Source organism: Lysinibacillus sp. SGAir0095 (genome assembly GCF_005491425.1).
Lineage (GTDB): Bacteria > Bacillota > Bacilli > Bacillales_A > Planococcaceae > Ureibacillus.
Genome location: NZ_CP028083.1, coordinates 3,650,001 through 3,670,521 on the forward strand (window position 1 = coordinate 3,650,001; position 20,521 = coordinate 3,670,521).

General features: G+C 36.0%; 18 protein-coding genes and 2 riboswitches. Of the genes, 5 read left to right on the forward strand and 13 right to left on the reverse strand.

Annotated elements, in window-relative coordinates:
- Positions 1–9 precede the first annotated feature (9 nt).
- From C1N55_RS17955 to C1N55_RS17975, 5 genes are all read right to left on the reverse strand, one after another.
- A complete protein-coding gene (locus C1N55_RS17955; protein ID WP_137730068.1) occupies positions 10–1,311 on the reverse strand; it encodes an NCS2 family permease in 1,302 nt (433 codons plus the stop codon).
- A 104-nt stretch (positions 1,312–1,415) separates the two neighbouring features.
- Positions 1,416–1,517, reverse strand: a riboswitch (purine riboswitch).
- Between the two features lie 230 nt (positions 1,518–1,747).
- Positions 1,748–1,945 carry a hypothetical protein gene (locus C1N55_RS17960; RefSeq protein WP_137730069.1) on the reverse strand — a complete coding sequence of 66 codons (198 nt, stop codon included), beginning with the start codon at positions 1,943–1,945 and terminating at the stop codon, positions 1,748–1,750.
- Positions 1,946–2,350, reverse strand: a complete 405-nt coding sequence (locus tag C1N55_RS17965) for a YflT domain-containing protein (RefSeq protein WP_137730070.1) — start codon at positions 2,348–2,350, stop codon at positions 1,946–1,948. It abuts the gene before it with no gap.
- A 301-nt stretch (positions 2,351–2,651) separates the two neighbouring features.
- On the reverse strand, positions 2,652–3,581 hold the full coding sequence (locus tag C1N55_RS17970; RefSeq protein ID WP_137730071.1) for a TIGR03943 family putative permease subunit: 930 nt from the start codon (positions 3,579–3,581) through the stop codon (positions 2,652–2,654).
- Positions 3,582–3,591: 10 nt separating this feature from the next.
- Positions 3,592–4,587, reverse strand: a complete 996-nt coding sequence (locus C1N55_RS17975; RefSeq protein ID WP_137730072.1) for a permease — start codon at positions 4,585–4,587, stop codon at positions 3,592–3,594.
- A gap of 384 nt (positions 4,588–4,971) precedes the next feature.
- On the opposite strand from C1N55_RS17975, the gene C1N55_RS17980 reads away from it, so the two are divergent.
- On the forward strand, positions 4,972–6,423 hold the full coding sequence (locus C1N55_RS17980; RefSeq protein WP_137730073.1) for an MBOAT family O-acyltransferase: 1,452 nt from the start codon (positions 4,972–4,974) through the stop codon (positions 6,421–6,423).
- A 13-nt stretch (positions 6,424–6,436) separates the two neighbouring features.
- Complete coding sequence (locus tag C1N55_RS17985; protein WP_137730074.1) at positions 6,437–7,483, forward strand: hypothetical protein; 1,047 nt, start codon at positions 6,437–6,439, stop codon at positions 7,481–7,483.
- Positions 7,484–7,697: 214 nt separating this feature from the next.
- Here C1N55_RS17985 and C1N55_RS20645 read toward each other — a convergent pair whose 3' ends face one another.
- The 8 genes from C1N55_RS20645 to C1N55_RS18020 form a co-directional block, all read right to left on the reverse strand.
- Positions 7,698–7,847, reverse strand: a complete 150-nt coding sequence (locus C1N55_RS20645) for a hypothetical protein (protein WP_168193896.1) — start codon at positions 7,845–7,847, stop codon at positions 7,698–7,700.
- A gap of 402 nt (positions 7,848–8,249) precedes the next feature.
- Positions 8,250–9,800, reverse strand: a complete 1,551-nt coding sequence (gene guaA / locus C1N55_RS17990) for a glutamine-hydrolyzing GMP synthase (RefSeq protein WP_305036257.1) — start codon at positions 9,798–9,800, stop codon at positions 8,250–8,252.
- Positions 9,801–9,926: 126 nt separating this feature from the next.
- Positions 9,927–10,028, reverse strand: a riboswitch (purine riboswitch).
- Positions 10,029–10,059: 31 nt separating this feature from the next.
- On the reverse strand, positions 10,060–12,261 hold the full coding sequence (locus C1N55_RS17995; protein WP_137730075.1) for a transglutaminase-like domain-containing protein: 2,202 nt from the start codon (positions 12,259–12,261) through the stop codon (positions 10,060–10,062).
- Positions 12,258–13,442, reverse strand: coding sequence for a DUF58 domain-containing protein (locus tag C1N55_RS18000; protein ID WP_137730076.1), 1,185 nt, complete (start codon positions 13,440–13,442; stop codon positions 12,258–12,260). Before C1N55_RS18000 ends, C1N55_RS17995 begins: the two co-directional genes overlap by 4 nt.
- Positions 13,439–14,383, reverse strand: coding sequence for an AAA family ATPase (locus tag C1N55_RS18005; protein WP_137730077.1), 945 nt, complete (start codon positions 14,381–14,383; stop codon positions 13,439–13,441). Before C1N55_RS18005 ends, C1N55_RS18000 begins: the two co-directional genes overlap by 4 nt.
- A gap of 202 nt (positions 14,384–14,585) precedes the next feature.
- Complete coding sequence (locus C1N55_RS18010; protein WP_137730078.1) at positions 14,586–14,927, reverse strand: hypothetical protein; 342 nt, start codon at positions 14,925–14,927, stop codon at positions 14,586–14,588.
- A 51-nt stretch (positions 14,928–14,978) separates the two neighbouring features.
- Complete coding sequence (nadE, locus tag C1N55_RS18015) at positions 14,979–15,806, reverse strand: NAD(+) synthase (RefSeq protein ID WP_137730079.1); 828 nt, start codon at positions 15,804–15,806, stop codon at positions 14,979–14,981.
- Positions 15,807–15,820: 14 nt separating this feature from the next.
- A complete protein-coding gene (locus tag C1N55_RS18020) occupies positions 15,821–17,290 on the reverse strand; it encodes a nicotinate phosphoribosyltransferase (protein WP_137730080.1) in 1,470 nt (489 codons plus the stop codon).
- A gap of 588 nt (positions 17,291–17,878) precedes the next feature.
- On the opposite strand from C1N55_RS18020, the gene C1N55_RS18025 reads away from it, so the two are divergent.
- The 3 genes from C1N55_RS18025 (at position 17,879) to C1N55_RS18035 (ending at position 20,433) form a co-directional block, all read left to right on the forward strand.
- Positions 17,879–18,613, forward strand: coding sequence for an ABC transporter ATP-binding protein (locus tag C1N55_RS18025; RefSeq protein ID WP_137730081.1), 735 nt, complete (start codon positions 17,879–17,881; stop codon positions 18,611–18,613).
- Positions 18,610–19,368: an ABC transporter permease gene (fetB, locus tag C1N55_RS18030; RefSeq protein WP_137730082.1), complete on the forward strand. Its 759-nt coding sequence runs from the start codon at positions 18,610–18,612 to the stop codon at positions 19,366–19,368. The genes C1N55_RS18025 and fetB overlap by 4 nt, the downstream gene beginning before the upstream one ends.
- An 87-nt stretch (positions 19,369–19,455) precedes the next feature.
- Entirely contained in the window at positions 19,456–20,433 is a 978-nt protein-coding gene (locus C1N55_RS18035) for a proline dehydrogenase family protein (RefSeq protein ID WP_137730083.1), read from the forward strand.
- The last annotated feature ends 88 nt before the right edge of the window (positions 20,434–20,521 follow it).

Consider the following 20,521-nt stretch of genomic DNA (forward strand, 5'->3'; position numbering starts at 1 on the left):
ATAATATTTTTACAAGAAGATAAAGTAGCATAAGAAAATTACAAACAGTCCATACATGATTGGATGTACTTCTTTAGAGCGACCCGCAACAAGCATTGTAATTGGATAGAAGATGAACCCAATCGCGATACCTGTAGCAATTGAATATCCTAGTGGCATACAAATCATTACTAGGAATGCTGGAATAGCAATCTCGATTTTATCCCATTCAATAAGCTTTAACGATGATACCATTAATGCACCCACGATAATTAATGCTGGTGCTGTTACTGCACTTGTTACTACAGCTAAAACTGGTGAGAAGAATAAAGAAATTAAGAATAAAATTCCCGTTACAACTGCAGCAAGACCTGTACGTGCACCTGCAGCGACACCAGCCGTTGACTCAACATATGAAGTCGTTGTTGAAGTACCGAAAATTGCACCAGTTACTGTTGCTAAAGAGTCAGCAAGTAAAGCTTTACCTGCCCGAGGCAATTTATTGTCTTTTACAAGACCAGCTTGCCCCGCTACTGCCATCAGAGTACCTGCAGTATCAAAGAAATCTACAAATAAGAATGTTAGGACTACAATTAAAAAATCTAGATTTAAGATTAAATCTAAGTTTCCAAATGCTTGAAAAGCAGCACCAAAAGTAGGCTCTAAACTAGGAATAGTAGAGACAACCTTTTCAGGAAGTTTAACTAATCCAAAGATCATACCAGCAACTGCAGTAATCACCATTCCATAAAAAATTCCGCCGCTAATTTTTTTAGCCATAAAGATAGCTGTTACGAAAATACCAAATACAGCAAGTAATGTATTACCAGATGTTACATCACCTAATACTGTTAGAGTTGAATCATCATTTACGATAATTCCAGCACCTTGGAACCCTACAAAAGTAATAAATAAACCAATCCCTGCACCAACTGCATATTTTAATTGAGCTGGAATAGCATTAATAATCGTTTCACGAATACCAGAAAGCGATAAAACAATGAATACTACCCCAGAGAACATTACTCCTGTCAAAGCCGTTTCCCAAGCCATACCCATTCCCATTACTACAGAGAAGGTAAAGAATGCATTAAGCCCCATACCTGGAGCTAGTGCTATTGGGTATTTAGCAATTAACCCCATAAATAAACAACCAACCGCAGCAGCTAATGCTGTCGCTACAAATACTGCATTATAATCCATTCCAGCAGCTTCTAGCATTCCTGGATTTACCGCAAGAATATAAGCCATTGAAAGAAATGTAGTTAAACCACCAAGAATCTCTCGACGATAGTTCGTCCCTAACTCTTCAAATTGGAAATACTTTTTCATTTTTTCCTCCGAATTGTTCGTCCACAATGTCAATAAAAAAAGACACACACCTAACAAGAGTTGCATGTCTACGATTATTAGAATAACTATATAAAAATAGCATTTACTAATAGATTCTAAATCGTAGTCAAGCTATTTAAGGTAGCTTGGTAGAAACTCACGAGCCATATTCTCGACATTATACGACGAAATATTTAATTTACTTCTGTAATATATCATCTCACATTCTGAATTTCAACCACTTTTACGAACATTTTTTAAAATTTTAAAATTAAAGTTCGTGAATTGGGCATTTTTTTCACATAATGTTTTAATAATTAAATCACAATAATGCTGACACCGGATATATATACTACAATAGAAGTTGATTCGTACATAAGTTGGTTCCACAAAATGAAAAGAGCAAATCCCCGTCTATGGATTTGCTCTTTAATACTTAATTTTCGTCTACTCTTTCTTCCTCACTAGAAGAGGTGTCTTTTGTCTTTTCTTTATTTTTCTCATCTTTTACTTTTTCGTTTAATTCTTCGTTCGGCACATCATCAAACGTCGCGCTATCTTCCAGTCGGTCAATTTTTTCTTTTCCTTTATGAGCCATGTTTTTTTCACTCCTTTTCTTAACTCCGATTTTCACTTAAATACCGCCTTGCCGGTGATTGGTTGTATCCTCATTAATGTCAGTGGCAAGAGTAGTCCCGTTGTAATAAATGTCATAGTCTGAATCGACATACAATAGATATTTGCCATTGCGCATTTCCTTGTAATATAGTTCTCTTTCCGCATCGTCAATCCCCAGGCGACGGAAATTATCTTTCACTAAATCTTCACCTGTCAAGAAGGCTTTAAATTTATCCCACCAACTCGCTCCATCCATTTCTTCAGCGGATCCGGCATATCCACGGTGCAGTGTATATTGGTCATCTCGGTTTGATACGATAAACATATCTTCCTCTTTATATCCTTGCAATCGTAACCGATCCATCTCCGCTTCCAATTGTGCTTCGGTATCATAAATTCCATATAACTCGCGTTTTTCCATGGTATGTCTCCTCCTAAAATTGAAGCTAATTTGTATAGTTGTATCTATTCTTTCTATTACCAAATATCCTCCCTATGAAACTTACATATTTTTAGTGTTTATTTTTTAGAAACATTTAAATAAATGAGCATTAACCAACAAAAAGACCCCCTTCATACAGGGAAACCCTGTAACCGAAGAGAGTTTTTCATCTAGTGTATTTCTATTCTCGTTCAACGTATGGCAGTCTAAAAGCAAAACCGCACTATATTATCCCACTATTCAAAAGAGCCTCAAATCGAGACTCTCATAAAGTACAACATCAATTACCCAACAACTTTAAAACTGGATAAATATATGGTTCACTAGGTTCATCAACTACATTTAAACTCGTTACCTTTACAACAGGCATTTCATAACCTCCATAGGAACCCACTTCTAATACACCATCAATTTCAACCCAAGTATCTTCCTTAATGGTGGCAGCTCCATCAAATTCCGTTAGAAAACCAATGATACTCGCATCAGCAATACAATGTGTAATGAGAAATCTTGAAATGACCAGCTGATTACTTTCAAAGCCCTCTTCCTTAAAGACAAAGCCGCTCATTTTAATCTTTTTCCCCGCATAGACATTTGGATTATCATTAATTTCTCCATAATAGGTACTGAACATATCTTCTGTCATTTGGATTGTTTCTGACTCTTGCAGCAATCGGAACTTTTCATCATATTCTTCTTCCGACACATAGTTATTATTAGGTAGTGCCACATCATCGATTGCCTCACTTGAATAGATATCAATATTCTCCTTCTCCACCAAAGACTCGGCACCTTCCATCAAAGACTCCCGGGCAGAACCATCATTACTTTCTTTATTCCCTTGAGATATTAGAAAGCCCTTATTTGCTGCAATCGAGGAATCCAATGTAGCAGGCGGTATCATAAATCCAGTTATGATTGGAAAAGCAACCATACTATAACCGACGATTCGCTTTAAACTCCAATGATTATTTCCATGATCATGATCACAATTATGGGAACAAGCATGATGCGAATGTTTTTCCTGCCATATACGTGTAAGTTGGATAAGTAATAGAACAAAAAAGAGGATTGCAGCCATTTTACTCATATAATCATATTTCGGGTTAATGTACTTAGTGATATCACCAGTAAGATGAAGATTTGCAAAAAATAAAGTAAATAATCCGAGTAAGAGAGCTTTTAAAAAATGTTGAAAATGGAACTTCATGTCGCACCTCCTAAAGTAAGCTTGATAGGGTTACAAACAAGAAAACGATACTTGTAATCAGAATGAATAAAACAACTACAAACTTCGCCTTAAATACACTTAATAACATGATTGTATTTTTGAAATCAATCATTGGTCCGTAAACTAAAAAGGCTAATATTGAGGTAGTTGGAAATACATTTCTAAAGGAAGCACCAATAAATGCATCCGCTTCCGAGCATAGAGATAGTACAAAAGCTAACGCCATCATGACGATGGTTGATTGAAATTGAGTTTCCCCCAGCTGCAAGAGCGATTGTGTCGAAACATAGGTTTGAAGAAATGCAGCAACAAAAGCACCAGCAATTAAGTGCTTGCTCATATCAAAAAACTCATCGATAGAATGTTTAAACATCTCACTGATCTTCGGCACAAGCGGTTGTTTTTTCTTAACACGTGTATGTGAGTGACTGTGCTCCTTCGCATTTTTTAATTGGTTGGTTCTAAATAAAAAACTAACTACCAGAGCAATGGCCAATGCGGCAACAAACCCTACCCCCATTCGGAGTAATGCCATCTCCATATCATTACCAAATGCCATATAAGTCGATAAAATAACAATAGGATTAATAAGCGGTCCCGTTAATAGGAATCCTACTCCTGCATATAAAGGCACACCTTTTCCTATCAATCTGCGAACAATGGGAACAATCCCACATTCACAGGCAGGAAATGCCGCCCCTACTATACAGCTCATTAAAACAGCCAAGAATTTATTTTTCGGTATCCACGCACGTATATGATCCTCCGTTATGAAAATTTGAATAAAACCTGCTATCAGCACCCCAATTAAGACAAATGGAATTGCCTCAATTAAGATACTGAGAAAAATCGTATTTAATTGGAGAAAAGAGTTTGATAGATTAAATGAATCCATTTTAAGAAATAGTGGAACTAAAGAAAATACTAAAATTCCTAATACAAATACTGTTGAAATATTTACTGACTTCTTCTGCCTAGCTTGCATCGAATCTCCTCTTTCTTCTTTGCTGGATTTTTTTGCGACTAATCATAGCGTTCTAGCGTTCTACCCAACACCACGATGGTTGAATGCTTGTCCAAAATTCAAAACTAAATATCAACACCTCATAACATAGTATTTATTTTAAATCGTAATAATTCCTATTTATTGCATTTTGTTCATAAAAAAATCTCTCTTCCATTTGCCAACAAGCACAAATAAAAGAAAGCTACCCCCAAGACCATCTCTTAATGGTTATCTAAGTTCTCACATGAATAACAAATGATTTATTAATCAAGACTTATGCATCCTTAATACATACTCTTATTTCAATTAAACCCAATATCTAGTAAGATTATAAATAAAAATCAAAAAGGAAATGTAAATTATATGTTATTCAACTCATTTGAATTTATCTTTATCTTTTTCCCCATTGTTTTTATCGTTTACTTTATCTTAAATAAGTATCGATTGATAAAGCTCGGGAAGCTCTGGATTGTTTTAAGTTCATTGTTTTTCTATAGCTGGTGGAATATAGCTTATTTACCTTTATTATTAGCCTCGCTATTCTTCAACTTCTATTTAGGAAAATTGCTTGCAAGAAAAGAGAATACAAAATCAAAGGCTTTATTAACTTTTGGAATCATCGCCAATGTGGGATTGCTTGGGTATTTTAAATACACAGATTTCTTTCTCACAAACGTTAATTTCTTATTCAAAACAACCTTTGACTTATTCAACCTGGCATTGCCATTAGCAATTAGCTTCTTTACTTTCCAGCAAATCGCTTATCTAGTCGATGCCTATCGAAAAGAAACAAAAGATTATTCATTTTTTGATTATGCATTGTTTGTTACCTTCTTCCCTCAACTGATTGCAGGGCCAATCGTTTATCACGCTGAATTGATCCCTCAGTTAGAGGGTTTAAAGGGAAAAATACTTAATTATAAAAATGTCGCAATCGGCTTTTTCATTTTTATCGTTGGATTATTTAAGAAAGTAGCAATTGCCGATACTTTTGCAGCATGGGCAAATAAGGGATTCGCCAACTCGGCTTCTCTTTCAGTTGCGGAAGGATGGATTACTTCTTTATCCTATACAATGCAGCTGTATTTTGATTTTAGCGGTTATTCTGATATGGCCATCGGATTAGCATTAATGTTTAACATTAGATTGCCCTTGAACTTCAATTCACCATATAAATCGCTAAGTATTCAAGAATTTTGGCGCAGATGGCATATGACATTAAATACTTTTTTAACGAAGTATCTGTATATCCCACTCGGAGGCAGTCGCAAGGGTGTATTACGCACTTACATCAATATCATGATTATCTTCACAGTTAGTGGAATATGGCACGGTGCTGGATGGACATTCATTATTTGGGGAGTGATGCATGGAATTGCTTCTTGCATTAACCGTTTATGGAGCCGAAAGCAATTGAAATTACCGCCATTACTAGCCTGGTTTATTACTTTTAACTTCGTAAATATTGCATGGGTATTTTTCCGTGCGACATCGGTAAATCAAGCATTAGAAGTGTTAAGCAGTATGTTTAACATCCGAAATTTACGATTAGAACCAACACTTGATGCTCAAACCGCTTTATTTAATACACCTGTAGAATTCTCAATAAACTTTTCGGTAATTCAAATAATTTATGTCCTTATGATCGCTGGACTATTAATTGCTTTTTTTGCAAAAAACACATACGAATTGAGCAAAACTCGACTTACCAATTCAATTGTTGGCTCTGTTTATATAACTGCATTAATAGCGGTGGTCGTCTATCTTGCATTTTCAAGTTTTAGCAACAGTGAATTTATTTATTTCAACTTTTAGGAGTGCATATTGAATGAAATATAAACATTGGTTTTGGTTAACTATCCTTTTAACCTGTCTATTCATGATTCCATTCATTCGGATTGCCGCATTTAACTTTTACGTGGATCCACTATGGAATTTCAGTCATCAAAATGAACATAACGAACATCAAATAGGTTTTGATGAACGACAATTAAAAGTAAACTATCTATCACAAAAACAACATCATTACGATACTTTAGTGGTCGGAACAAGTAGAACAACGTATATTAATCAAAACCATTTTACTGATATGAACGCTTATAATTTTTCTGCCAGTTCTCTTGATATTAGCGAATATGAAGGTTATATCACATATGCTTCAGAGAAGAATAACGGTTTTGAAACAATCATTTTAGAAGTCTATCCACGGCAATTTCCAGGTTTGATGGAATTCCCTGAACCGTCAGTATATATAGCCAATAACGAAGAAAAGTTATACAGCATAAAGTCCTTATTTTCTTTTGATACATATGAAAAGGCAAAAAGGAACTATACGCAAGAAGGGCACCCTACACCTGCCGGTTACCGTATATACAATCGAGAAAACGTCGTTTCAACAGAGTTTGTTTCGCCGGGAGTACGCGATGCAAATATCGAAAAGGGTATAAATAAACTCAATACACTGAAAACCTTTAAAGATGAAAAAGGCTATGTAGAACTACTTTCTCAAATAAAGAAAAACAATCCTGACTCGACATTCCTTGTCTATTCACCGCCCTATTATATTGATCGAACAAAGAAAGTTTTTAATAGCGAGGCCGGAATTGCTTATTACCGTGATTGGTTAGAAGATCTAATCGAAGTGTTTGGCGGGGTCATAAACTTTACAACGTTTAATGACATTACGGTAGATCGTGATTATTACATAGATACCCATCACTTTTATCCTTCAACAGGCAAATTAGTTGCTAATGATATCGCTGCCTTCCATAAAGGTGATGACTTACGGTATGCAACTTATATAACCGAAGAAAATCTTAGTCAGTTTATGGAACAATTTGAAGAACAGATTTTTGATGGGGCTGTTCAGCCATAACTTGCAGGAAATCCAATGCTTGTTCTATAATTTCATTTCAAAAGCTCTCCTTCATTTGCTAGATAGTGCAAATAAAAGAGAGCTTTTTAATTATGGCTATAAGCTGATGGCTTAGATGTAATAACATACATCAAGTTCACCAACCATTGATATAAGAACTTCGAATAAGAAAAAAACATAGGGAAAGTTTAAACTTCCTATGTTTTCATTCATATTATTTATCTGTTTGTTTTTTTCTTTTTTCCAAATACTCCTCACGTATTTTTTCAAGTTGTTGCTTTTTATCAAATTGGGCAGGCTTGCGTTTTTCATGATACTTCGCCACAGCTACCTGACCTTTGGTATCCAATTGATATTTCCCCACTTAATTCACCTACTTGTCTCTAAAGAGAATCTATTCAACAAATATAATATACCTTATTTTACTGAAGTAAACCTTTTTACTTTATTAGTGTACCGCTTAACCTTGCATATATCAGTAAAACATTAAAAACTTAGTAATAATTCATCATCAAATGATTTTCACTATCTTTATCTTTGCGACCTTGACTTTACTGAATCATTTTAAAGTCATCCATCAACTCGCTAAATTTGTCCAAAATAAAAAACCCCCTTCCAGTTATTTGTTATAAATAACTAAAAGAGGGTTTAAGTTTTGAATAGAAATCGTTGCACTTAACTCACGATGAAGTTCTTAACAAACTAAACTAGACACATTTATATAACTACGTTTATAACCTATTCAGATTAATATTACTGAACAGCCCTATTCCCACTCAATCGTCGCTGGTGGCTTAGATGTAATATCATACAGCACGCGGTTGATGCCGTTTACTTCGTTGACGATACGTACAGAGATTTTTTCTAGTACATCCCAAGGGATACGTGCCCAGTCGGAAGTCATGCCGTCGATGGATGTTACAGCACGGATACCTACTGCATAATCGTAAGTACGCGCATCACCCATTACACCTACAGAACGGATGTCTGGAAGTACACAGAAGTATTGCCAGATATCACGGTCAAGACCAGCATTCTTGATTTCTTCGCGTAAGATATAGTCCGCTTCACGAAGGATATCTAGTTTTGCTTCAGTGATTTCACCAAGAACACGGATACCTAAACCTGGCCCCGGGAATGGTTGACGCCAAACGATTTCTTCAGGTAAGCCAAGTTCTAAACCTAAAGCACGTACTTCATCTTTGAATAAAGTATTTAATGGCTCGATTAACTCAAATTTCATATCTTCTGGAAGACCACCAACATTATGGTGTGATTTGATTGTTTGAGCTGTTGCTGTACCTGATTCAATAATATCTGTATAAAGAGTTCCTTGTGCAAGGAAATCCATATCTTTTAATTTTGCTGATTCTTCATCAAACACGTAAATAAATTCGTTTCCGATAATTTTACGTTTTTGTTCCGGATCTGAAACGCCTTCTAATTTGCTCATGAAACGTTCGCGAGCGTCGATTTTAATCACTTTCATATCAAAATCTTCCGTGAAGGTTTTCATTACCTGTTCAACTTCACCTTTACGGTTTAAGTTGTGGTCCACGAACATACAAGTTAATTGATCCCCGATCGCTTTATGTATTAACACAGCTACGACAGAAGAGTCTACCCCACCGGATAATGCACAAAGAACTTGTTTGTCACCGACTTGTTCACGGATTTTATTCATTTCAATCTCGATGAAGTTTGCCATTGACCAGTCGCCTTTTGCCTGGCAAATATCAAATACGAATTGGCGTAAAATTTCATTACCATATACAGAGTGACGTACTTCCGGATGGAATTGAACAGCATAGAAGCCGCGTTCTACATTTTGCATTGCTGAAATTGGACAAGATGCGCTTGTTGCAATAACCTCAAATCCAGCTGGCACTTCTGTTACAAGGTCACCATGACTCATCCATACTACCTGTTCTTTTGGAAGGTCACCAAACAATCGATTCTCAGTCGTAATATTGATTTCTGCTTTACCGTACTCACGGTGATCAGCACCCTCAACTTTACCACCTAAAGCATAAGACATTAATTGCATCCCGTAGCAAATCCCTAAGATCGGTAAGCCTAAATCAAAAATGGCCTCATCTACTTTGAATGCTTTCTCATCGTATACAGAATTCGGACCACCAGAGAAAATAATTCCTGTAGCGTTCATTTCTTTAATTTCTTCAGCCGTAATTGTGTGTGGATGTAATTCTGAGAAAACACCGAATTCACGAATTCGACGTGTAATTAATTGATTAAATTGGCTACCAAAATCGAGTACAACGATTTTTTCTTGTTCTTTTAACAATGGAGTCGTCACGCTATTTACACCTCTTCTGAATTTTAAAGGCACCTCGCTTCATTTGTAAAAAAACGCGTTCAAAAAGATATCTTTCTGACGCGTTCATTGGTTGAAGACAAGGCGGATATAGCTCATGGCCTAAGACATAGCAATACCCGCCTTCATAGATAAGTTATTTAAGGTAACTTAGTAGATACATCCGAACCCTATTATCGGACTTATATGAAGGCAGCCTAATTATATTTTTTCTAAATTCTACCCTTAGTAGAAGCTAAAATCAACTAGTTACCCGATTGATTAAATATTCCCAACTTTCTTTCATTTGATGCATATTCACTCCAGCAGCATCTTTTGAATAGATAGTTTGCTCATACGCATTAGTTAACATTGACATGTGACCCGTTCCAAAGTAAGAGTCAATTTCTTTTGCAAAAATCTGCAATGTTTGTCCTTCTTTTCGCTTAAACCCTTTCATCTCTAATAACTTTAACAATTTCAAGAATGAAGATTCAAACGTAGATTCATTTAATTCTTTTTTCCTGTATAGCTGTCTGTATACTTTCGGCAGCCACTTTCTGCGTATTTTATATAGAACAAACGCGCCTACAAGTACTAACAACAAAGTGATTATTAGAATCAACTTATTTTGTTCAAAGAAATTTGAGATATTCTTGAAGAACTGACCTTCTTGAGCAGTTGTTTGTTGAGGCTCGTTGTCCTTTTCTATTTTCTCATCAGGTTCCGTTTCCTCTTCTACACTTAAGACTTCTTCTTCCTCATCCTCTGTAGTTAAGTCATATTCGATATTTCGTGAATTGTTAAACCCAATGGTAGGTTCAAAATTCATCCATCCCACATTTGGAATATAGGCTTCAACCCAAGAGTGAGCATCATTATTTGTAATTTGATAGGTACTTGATGAGCCATGGTTATCAATCACATCCCCACCAGCAAATCCTTTCACCCATCTTGCCGGAATTCCTATCGATCGCAATAATACGACCATTGACGTTGAGAAATTATCACAATAGCCAATTTTCGTATCAAATAAAAATTGATCTACATAGTCTTGTTCTTCCGAAGGGACAGCCACTTTATCCGTGTCGTATCGGAACCCATTTTGTTTAAAAAACATTTCAATCGCTCTTGCCTGATCGTAAGGAGTATCTCTGCCTTCCACAATATCCGCAGCTAACTCTCTAACTCTAGCAGGCAAGGTTTCCGGTAATTGTAAATACCGCTCAGCTAACGTCGGATCAATTTCTTCTGTCGGGTTCTTCAGAGTGCTGTATAGATAAACCGGCTTACTGTATTCCACTGTATAGCCCGGTAAAGCTGTAGGAGCACGGTCTACAAAAGACATAATCTTTTCCGTATCCAATGACATCATGAATTCAAGATTTGGAAGTACAGAAATCATCGCAGAGGTAACAGACTTCAATCCATAAGGCTGTATAACAAATTCATAAGGATTCATCACTTCAATCGTGGCCGTTTTTGTATCCTCTTCAGGACCTACCGGCAAGGAATACTGCACCTGTTCCCCATGTGCGAAAGCTCTCAATTCTCCTTGGAAGTAACTTGAGTCCTCCCATCCCTTCGATGTATAAACATCCTTTGTTTCCACACGCCAATACTGCTTCGTTTCCGCTTCCGCTAAGAATACTACAGTATCATCTGCCACAAAGGAGCCACCTAATCTACTATCATTTTCACCATACCCTACCTTCCTAATACCTCCCCCATTTACTTCAGCTCCACCTTTACCAGCTGCTGCTTTAATAAACGGTACTGGATCTGGCCATTGAGGAGAAAATTTTGGCAGGAAAATGGCAATACTACTCACAACCATCACCAGCAAAACAACCGGTACGGATAATTTTATATATCTCATTAAATCCACTTTTATATCCGCTTGTTTTAATAAACGCTTTAATAATAAGAAGACGGTCATAGCTAAACCAAGCACCATTATTCTGACGATTGCAAAATCCCCATCGTACTTGGTGAAAGTATCAAGTGTCCCTATGAAAAACACTGTTAACAACAAGAAATAAAAAACACTCATCCTTACCACTATCCAATGATGAATCAGATAAATTAACATCCAAATTAAGATAAAGAACAAGAACGTTCGGAAAGGATCGGTAATATGGAGCCAATCTGCACTTAGTATGGCTGTAAGATTTGTTTGAAAATCATTAAACAGAAAATCTATCCCTTCAGCAGAAAGGACAAAAACTTGTCCATACACAAAGACAATAAACCATATGATATAACTAAATTTAATGAGCGCTGAAATAACAAAGTGAATTTGAAATAAGCTGATTACAAGCGCCAGGGCTATAAATAACATGATCAATTGCAAAAAGCCGGTGTTCGTCAGCTCCATTACCGGCACAAGCCATTCTCGCAAAAGAAAGAATATCACAATATAGTAAATTGCCAATTCTATCAAACTAAACGTATTTTTCTTCACGGCTTCATCACCTCCGTGAATGCATTTTCAAATTGATCATCTGTAATATGAATTACTTTTACATTCCCCACACTCAATCGTTTTTCTATAACTTTTTCTTTCTGATCAGAAACAACAAAACAAACAATACCCCTTGCAAATTTGGAACTATTCACAAAAAAGTCCTTCAATTCTTTGGAAAGCTCTCCGGTGACAAGTACTAAAGTAGCAGAATTGATTAACCCCATTTCATTCCCAAGAATGGAATCAATCGACTGTTTTGAATCTGGTTCGATGACAGCTAAATGTTGCATTACTTTTTCTAGCCGACTTTGGGACTTTAGTTTTGGAAATATCTCCTTTTTTTCACCTGTTGATAAAAAAGAAATGTCACCATGATTTTTGATGACACTTTGCAGGATAGAAGCCGTTAAATCCACAGCATGTTCAAAATTCTTAGTTGAAGACTGTTCAATTGCAAGAAAGATATCCTGGGTTTGACGATCTTCAAATTCCTTCGTACGCAAGGTTTCATTTTTGGCAAAGGATTTCCAGTGTATCCATGAATACTTATCCCCAGATTGGTAATCTCTTATTCCCGTTACTAGTGATGTATCTTTTACCATCGAAAAAGGTGCGGCTACTCCACCATGTTCAAATTGCATTTGTAATGGTTTATATTTAATTGTTGATATTTTGGGCAAGATAACTAGCGATTTATTTTCTTCAACAACTTTTGTACGGATAGTCCATCCAAAAAAGTCTGTAAAGATAAATCGAATACCTTCGAATTGCATTTTACCTCGCTTCAAGTCGTCCAATTCATAGGACCATTCAAATTTGCGTTTCCATCCAACAAAGTAGATTTGATTGAAGCTTCCTTTAAATTTACTATCAATCCCAATTTCTTGAACAGTCATAAATATAAGCGGAATCCAAGTTGTATTCCGAAAGCTAACCGTTACTTTTGCAGAATCACCGCGATGAAGCTTAGAAGGCGTTATTTCTCGATGCACCTCTTCAATCTTAATGGGCGCAAAGGAAAAGAGAAGCGAGTAAAGTAAAAATGGTGTTAAAGAATAGAAAACAAACCAACTGACAAAACCGCCTTGAAACATCGCATAACTAAATGTGATAACTGCCAGCAAAAGAGTGGCTGTAAACCTTCCTCCACTGCGCAGGTAAGTTTTCAGCTTTTTCATTGCTCAGCATACCTTTTAATCGGAATAACAGATTTCTCTATGATTCGATTGACTATTCCTTCTGCAGTGATACCTTCATATCTCGCTTCAGGCTTTAAGATAATACGATGTCCAAATACAAATGGCGCTAAATACTGGACGTCATCCGGATTCACATAATCACGGTCCTGCATTTTTGCATAGGCTTTAGCCGCTCTCATTAAGGCAATAGAGGCACGTGGACTTACACCTAGATACACTTCACTTACATTCCTTGTTGCTCTTGCAAGTTGCACAATATAGCTCTTAACCGAATCTTCAATATATACATTCCTCACTTCCTCTTGAAGTTCTAAAAGCTCGTCTATAGAGATGACCGGCGATAAATGAACAATTGGTTCAGAATTGGAAGCACGACGTAATACTTCAACCTCTTCTTGTGCGGAAGGATAGCCCATTTTAATTTTTAGCAAAAAACGATCTAATTGTGCTTCAGGCAATGGATATGTACCTTCATATTCAATTGGATTTTGTGTTGCCATTACAAAAAACGGCTTTTTAATTTGCAATGTCTCTCCCTCTATCGTTACAGAAGCTTCTTCCATACTTTCTAGAAGAGCAGATTGTGTTTTAGGAGAGGTACGGTTAATTTCATCTGCCAAAATAATATTTCCGATAATCGGCCCTGGACGAAACTCAAACTGGAGCGTTTTCGGATTATATATGGAAACACCGATTACATCAGATGGAAGTAAATCCGGTGTAAATTGTATACGTTTAAATTCTGCGCTTACTGATTTTGCTAAAGCTTTTACCATCATTGTCTTTCCGACCCCTGGCACATCCTCAAGCAGAACATGTCCTCCTGATAGAAGTGCAACAACACTTAATTCTGCTACTTCACGCTTTCCTATCATTACTTTTTCTATATTTTTTATGATCGCTTCAACTTGTCTATGCATTATTAACATTCCTCCAAAATCTCCAACAATAGTCAGAATTTACACACATTATATATTAAGCATAAACGAAAAGTAGGTACGAATCCAATAATAGAACCGAATTATTTACCTAAATTTTTACAGGTTATCCATTATCTATTACCCACATCATTACATGCACAAAAAAAATGCCTCAATTATAAATTGAAGCATTTTTTTGCTATTAGATTGACGAACGGTAAGCATGAATACCGGTTACTTGTTTTCGTGCCGTTTCTATTTTCTCAGAATGCTTCAACAAGTGATTTTGCAACGATGCAATCGACATTGCATCAAACCGCAAACCATTAATGGCCATTCTTTTCAAATTTGTTTTCAGCACAACCTTTTTTGAAGAAGGACTCTTTTCTTTTTGTTTTTTTCTTTTCTGATTTCCATCTCCACCAGTATACTGATTCTGCTCCCCCTCTTGCATAACACGAAAAACCTGTTCATTCGAATGTAAATATTGCCTTGAATTTCGAAATATACTGCTTTGACTTGGTATCACTCGAGTAGTTCGCATTTGCTCTTACCTCTTTTCTCAAAGATTACAGCATTTAATAAACGTTAATTATTATTTCCAAAAATCATCGAAAATTGTAATCGGCAAGTGACGTTTATGTTGAGTTTTTAAATAGTGACCCTCGATAATTGCTCTAACTTCCTCTGTCACTTCTTTACCTTCCAAATAATCATCAACCGCTTCATATGTCACACCCAATGCCGTTTCATCAGGCAACGCTGGTCGATCTTCTTCTAAATCGGCTGTTGGTGTTTTCAAGTATAAGTGATCTGGACAGCCCAAGTGGACTAGAATTTGTTTGCCTTGTCTTTTATTCAAACGGAAAATAGGAGTTAAATCTACACCACCATCACCGTATTTCGTATAAAATCCCGATATTGCTTCTGCAGCATGGTCAGTCCCAACTACTACCCCATTTTTCATGGCCGCAATGGAATACTGAACCTTCATGCGTTCACGAGCTTTTTCATTCCCTTTTGCAAAATCACTTAAGCGAATGCCAGCTTCCTCTAAAGCAGCAACACTTGCATCTACCGCTTTTTTAATATTTACCTCAATTACTTCCGTTGGTTGAATAAAGGCAAGAGCATCTTGGCAATCCGCCTCATCCGCCTGCACTCCATAAGGTAAGCGAACGGCAATGGTTGAGTATTTTTCTTCTCCAAGCTCTTCGTTCAACTCATTTACAGCAATTTGAATCAGCTTTCCGGTTAAAGTAGAGTCTTGCCCACCACTTACTGCAATAACAAAACTTTTCATAAAGGAATGCTTGCTTGCGTATTCCTTTAAAAAGTTGACGGATTTGCGAACTTCTTCTTCGGGATTAATTTCAGGCAGAACCTTTAACTCTTCGATAATTTGTTTTTGCAAATCTTGCATGAACAGTCACTCCTTTACTGATTTTCAATATCATGAATCATATTGCGAACCTCTTCAATATTTCGCATTTTGTTATCCCAGCATTTTTTGCTTAGGTCAACCGGATACTCTTCAGGATTAAGTGAACGCTTATATTCATCCCATAATAGCTCTAAATTTTCAAATGCATATCGTTTCATTTCTTCAACCGAAGGACTTTCATAAATAACCTTTCCTCCATCTACTACTTTGACATGCAATTCCTTTGCATCAAAATTCGTTACAAATTTCGAGATAAAGGTATGCACAGGGTGGAACATTTTTATCCGTTCTTCATTTTGCGGATTCTCATCAGCCATCGCAATATAATCGCCTTCCGCTTTTCCATTTTCCCTATTAATAATCCGATATACCTTCTTTAACCCTGGTGTAGATACCTTCTCTGCATTCGCAGTAATTTTAATCGTATCTTCCATTTCACCGGATTCATTTTCAATGGAGACTAATTTATATACAGCACCTAACGCCGGTTGATCGTATGCAGTAATTAATTTTGTTCCAATTCCCCAAGAATCGACCTTTGCATCCTGAGCTTTTAAATTTAATATTGTGTACTCATCTAAATCATTCGATACAATGATTTTTGCATCTGTAAAACCTGCTTCATCTAGCATTCGTCTTGCTTCCTTAGATAGAAAAGAAATGTCTCCGCTATCCAATCGAATGCCGACAAAATTAATTTTATCTCCCAATTCTTTTGCTACACGAATCGCATTGGGTACACCAGATTTTAATGTATTATAAGTATCTACTAAAAATACGCAATCTTTATGTCGCTTTGCATAAGAATGGAATGCCTCATACTCATTTCGATACGCTTGCACCATAGCATGTGCATGTGTACCAGAAACAGGAATATTAAACAGCTTACCAGCACGAACATTTGAAGTAGAATCAAAACCGCCAATTATAGCAGCTCTCGATCCCCATATTGCCGCATCCATTTCCTGAGCTCTACGGGAACCAAATTCGGCTGCTACTTCATTTTTGATAATTTGTTTAATACGACTTGCTTTTGTAGCAATTAAAGTTTGGTAATTTACAATATTTAAAAGGGCCGTTTCTATTAACTGTGCTTCCACCAGAGGTGCTTCGATTCTTAAAAGCGGCTCATTTGCAAATACAAGTTCCCCTTCTTTCACAGAATAAACCGATCCGGTGAAATTAAGATCTTTTAAGTAATGAATAAAATCCTCTTTGTAACCCAGTTCTTTTGATAAGAATGCAATGTCACTTTCCGAAAAACGAAAATCTTTCAAGTATTGTAGAATTCTTTCCAATCCCGCAAATACAGCATATCCGTTCCCAAAAGGTAGCTTTCTAAAATATAATTCAAAAACAGCTTTTCGATTGTGGACGCCATCCGCCCAGTAGCTCTCCGCCATATTGATTTGATATAAATCCGTGTGTAAAGTTAAGCTATCGTCAGCAAAATTTGATTTCATATGATGCCCCTTCTTCCAGTTTCATAATTAGTCATAGTATACACTATTTAACAATAAACTAGATATTGATTTAACCCCCTTTCCTTAGCACCATATTAATTAATGTTAAATTTCATAACATTCCCATCTTAAAAGTTACCATTCTAGTATGCTATGCTACTCGAAAATTTTAGAATGTAACGCTTTTATATATTAATCCTCCTCCTTTTTGAAATCAAACCATTATAAATGTTACATTTCCTTACGTAAAATTTTAAAAAACTATTGAATTTTTGAAAAAATCATATTATTATGTTAGATATAGTGACACGAGGTAATTGAACTAAGAAGCCAATCAAGTAATTTTTTTAAAATTTCCATAGGATTCTTTTTTAACAATTACCTTTAAGGAAAGTCTTTCTTTTCTCCTATTGTCGATTCCTAGACTTGTTCCCCTTAGCAAGCTAGTGATCAATACCTTTTTGCTAACTCGTGCCCCCAAATCTTACGAGTTAGCTTTTTTTGTTTTTCGTTCTGGATAAACCCTATTTCATTCCAGCTCAATCCAGCGTTATAATATACTTAATTTTTACATATTAGGAGAAAAACATGAAAGAAACTTTCACTTCTGCTATTCACTTTGAAAATGTCAGTTATCAAGTGAATCAAATGTCCATTTTGGATAATATTAGCGGCACTTTTTATAAAGGGAAAATTACTACTCTTGTTGGACCATCCGGAGCCGGAAAAACAACACTTTTAAAAATGTGCAACGCCCTTATTTCTCCTACTTCTGGAGAGATTTTTATTGATTCAACTTCAATTCTTTCGATGGAACCTACAGCTCTTCGAAAAAATATCGGTATTGTTCTACAAAATGCACCGATTATTCGAGGTACAGTATTTGAAAACATTGCATTACCTTTTACATTACAGCAGAAAAAATTAACTGAAAATGAAGCAATTTTATTTTTAGAAGTTGCAGGAATTGACCATACTTTTTTATATCGTCAGGCAGAAGATTTATCGGGAGGCCAAAAGCAAAAACTATCAATCGCTCGGTCACTTGTAAATAAACCTAAAATTCTCCTTCTCGATGAAATTACGTCAGCTCTGGACCCTACTTCTGCAAGCGAAATCGAACAGCTCATTTTTAGAATCAACAAAGAATCACAAGTAACGATTATTTGGATTACACATAATATCGAACAAGCAAAAAGAATTGGCGACTTTACGTGGATTATGATGGAAGGTCAATTGTTAGAAAGTGGTAAAAGCAATATACTAAGTACTTCAAGGAACGAACAGGTTCAGCATTTTTTGAATGGAGTACATGCAAAATGACCTATACATCACTCTCCCTAACATTAATTTTCGTCCTGGTTCCATTCGCCTTATCAAAAGCATTAAAGCTCGAACTCGAAAAAGATACAATCATCGCCACTCTACGTTCCATTATTCAATTATTGGCTGTCGGTTATGTATTAAAGTTCGTTTTTGATGCCGAAAGCTTTGTCTATATGTTGTTAATGATTTCATTAATGATACTAGCTGCTACGTTAAATGCCCGAAAAAAAGGGAAAGCTATTAAGGGGATCACATGGAAAATTTCGATAACTCTTATTATCGTGGAGGCTATCACACAAGGGATTCTTTTAGGATTTGAAATTGTACCAGCTACAGCACAATACATCATTCCAATAAGCGGTATGTTAATCGGAAACTCAATGGTATTATCCATCCTTTTCTTAAACCGCTTTTCTGCAGAGATTGAATCTAGCCGCGATCAGATTGAACTAATTTTATCCCTTGGAGGAACACCAAAACAAGCCATCCACGGCCAACTAAAAAACGCAATTCGCGCGAGTATGATTCCTACAATAGAAAGCCAAAAAACAATCGGACTGGTACAATTGCCCGGAATGATGAGCGGTCAAATAATCGGTGGAGCAGATCCTGTACAAGCCGTACAATTCCAATTGCTAATTATTTTCGCATTACTGACTACTGCCGCTTTATCCAGTATTTTAATCGGATTATTAAGCTACCCAAGTTTATTTAATGAACGTATGCAATTGATAAAAAACACAACTTCTTAAATTAGAAAATTTGTACTTTTCCCAATTCAATATTATTATTTTTTTCTGTGATATAATAATTGCAAAAATAGAAATGAGGTACCAATTATGCCAGTATTACGTGATTTTTTTATTACTTTATCTGAGAACCAATTCTTAAATAGTGCCGCTCAAAAATATGGTTTAAAAATGGGTGCACAAAATGTAGTAGCAGGAACTAATATCCCAGAAGTAATCCAAAGCATGAAAGAATTGAATGCTCAAGGTATTTCTTGTACTGTTGATAACCTGGGTGAATTCGTTTACGAAAAATCAGAAGCGACAAAAGCAAAGGATAGAATCCTTGAAGTCATTGAAGCTATCCATGAAAACGATGTGGATGCTCACATCTCTCTTAAACCATCTCAACTTGGTTTAGATATCGACTACGATTTTTGTTACGATAATTTAATGGAAATCGTAGGAAAAGCGCACGAATATAAAATCCATGTCAACTTTGATATGGAAAATTATGATCGTCTTCAGCCGTCATTCGATTTGTTAGACCAAATTTCACAAGTGTACGACAATGTCGGTACAGTAATTCAAGCTTATTTCTTCAATGCTCAGGAAAATACTGAGAAGTATAAAAACTATCGTTTACGTATTGTAAAAGGTGCTTATAAAGAGCCGGCAGAAGTTGCTTACCAAGATAAAAACGATATCGATCTAAACTTCATCGAGTTAATTGAATATCATTTATTACATGGAAAATTCACATCAATCGCAACACATGACCACAATGTCATTAACCATGTAAAACAATTTGTAAAAGATAACAATATTCCTAATGATAAATTTGAATTCCAAATGCTTTACGGCTTCCGTAAAGAAATGCAATTAGATCTGGCTAAAGAAGGCTATAACTTCTGTACGTATGTCCCATTTGGGAATGACTGGTACGGCTACTTTATGCGCCGTTTAGCAGAACGCCCGCAAAACATTAACCTTGTAACAAAACAAGTTTTCACTAAGAAAACAAATACTGTTCTTGGGGTAGCTGCTGCTGCATTCGTTCTAGGTCGCCTTACAAAAAAATCAAAATAAAATTGCAACGAGGATGAGCCATTTTTGCAGCCATCCTAAAAGCACATAAAAAAGAGGCTGTTACGACAGCCTCTTTTTTTAATACACG

Coding starts and splice junctions, on each gene's coding strand:
- C1N55_RS17955 (WP_137730068.1), bottom strand. CDS start 1,311: ATGAAAAAGTATTTCCAATTTGAAGAGTTAGGGACGAACTATCGTCGA.
- C1N55_RS17965 (WP_137730070.1), bottom strand. CDS start 2,350: ATGGAAAAACGCGAGTTATATGGAATTTATGATACCGAAGCACAATTG.
- C1N55_RS17970 (WP_137730071.1), bottom strand. CDS start 3,581: ATGAAGTTCCATTTTCAACATTTTTTAAAAGCTCTCTTACTCGGATTA.
- C1N55_RS17975 (WP_137730072.1), bottom strand. CDS start 4,587: ATGCAAGCTAGGCAGAAGAAGTCAGTAAATATTTCAACAGTATTTGTA.
- C1N55_RS17980 (WP_137730073.1), top strand. CDS start 4,972: ATGTTATTCAACTCATTTGAATTTATCTTTATCTTTTTCCCCATTGTT.
- C1N55_RS17985 (WP_137730074.1), top strand. CDS start 6,437: ATGAAATATAAACATTGGTTTTGGTTAACTATCCTTTTAACCTGTCTA.
- C1N55_RS18000 (WP_137730076.1), bottom strand. CDS start 13,442: ATGAAAAAGCTGAAAACTTACCTGCGCAGTGGAGGAAGGTTTACAGCC.
- C1N55_RS18005 (WP_137730077.1), bottom strand. CDS start 14,383: ATGCATAGACAAGTTGAAGCGATCATAAAAAATATAGAAAAAGTAATG.
- C1N55_RS18010 (WP_137730078.1), bottom strand. CDS start 14,927: ATGCGAACTACTCGAGTGATACCAAGTCAAAGCAGTATATTTCGAAAT.
- nadE (WP_137730079.1), bottom strand. CDS start 15,806: ATGCAAGATTTGCAAAAACAAATTATCGAAGAGTTAAAGGTTCTGCCT.
- C1N55_RS18020 (WP_137730080.1), bottom strand. CDS start 17,290: ATGAAATCAAATTTTGCTGACGATAGCTTAACTTTACACACGGATTTA.
- C1N55_RS18025 (WP_137730081.1), top strand. CDS start 17,879: ATGAAAGAAACTTTCACTTCTGCTATTCACTTTGAAAATGTCAGTTAT.
- fetB (WP_137730082.1), top strand. CDS start 18,610: ATGACCTATACATCACTCTCCCTAACATTAATTTTCGTCCTGGTTCCA.
- C1N55_RS18035 (WP_137730083.1), top strand. CDS start 19,456: ATGCCAGTATTACGTGATTTTTTTATTACTTTATCTGAGAACCAATTC.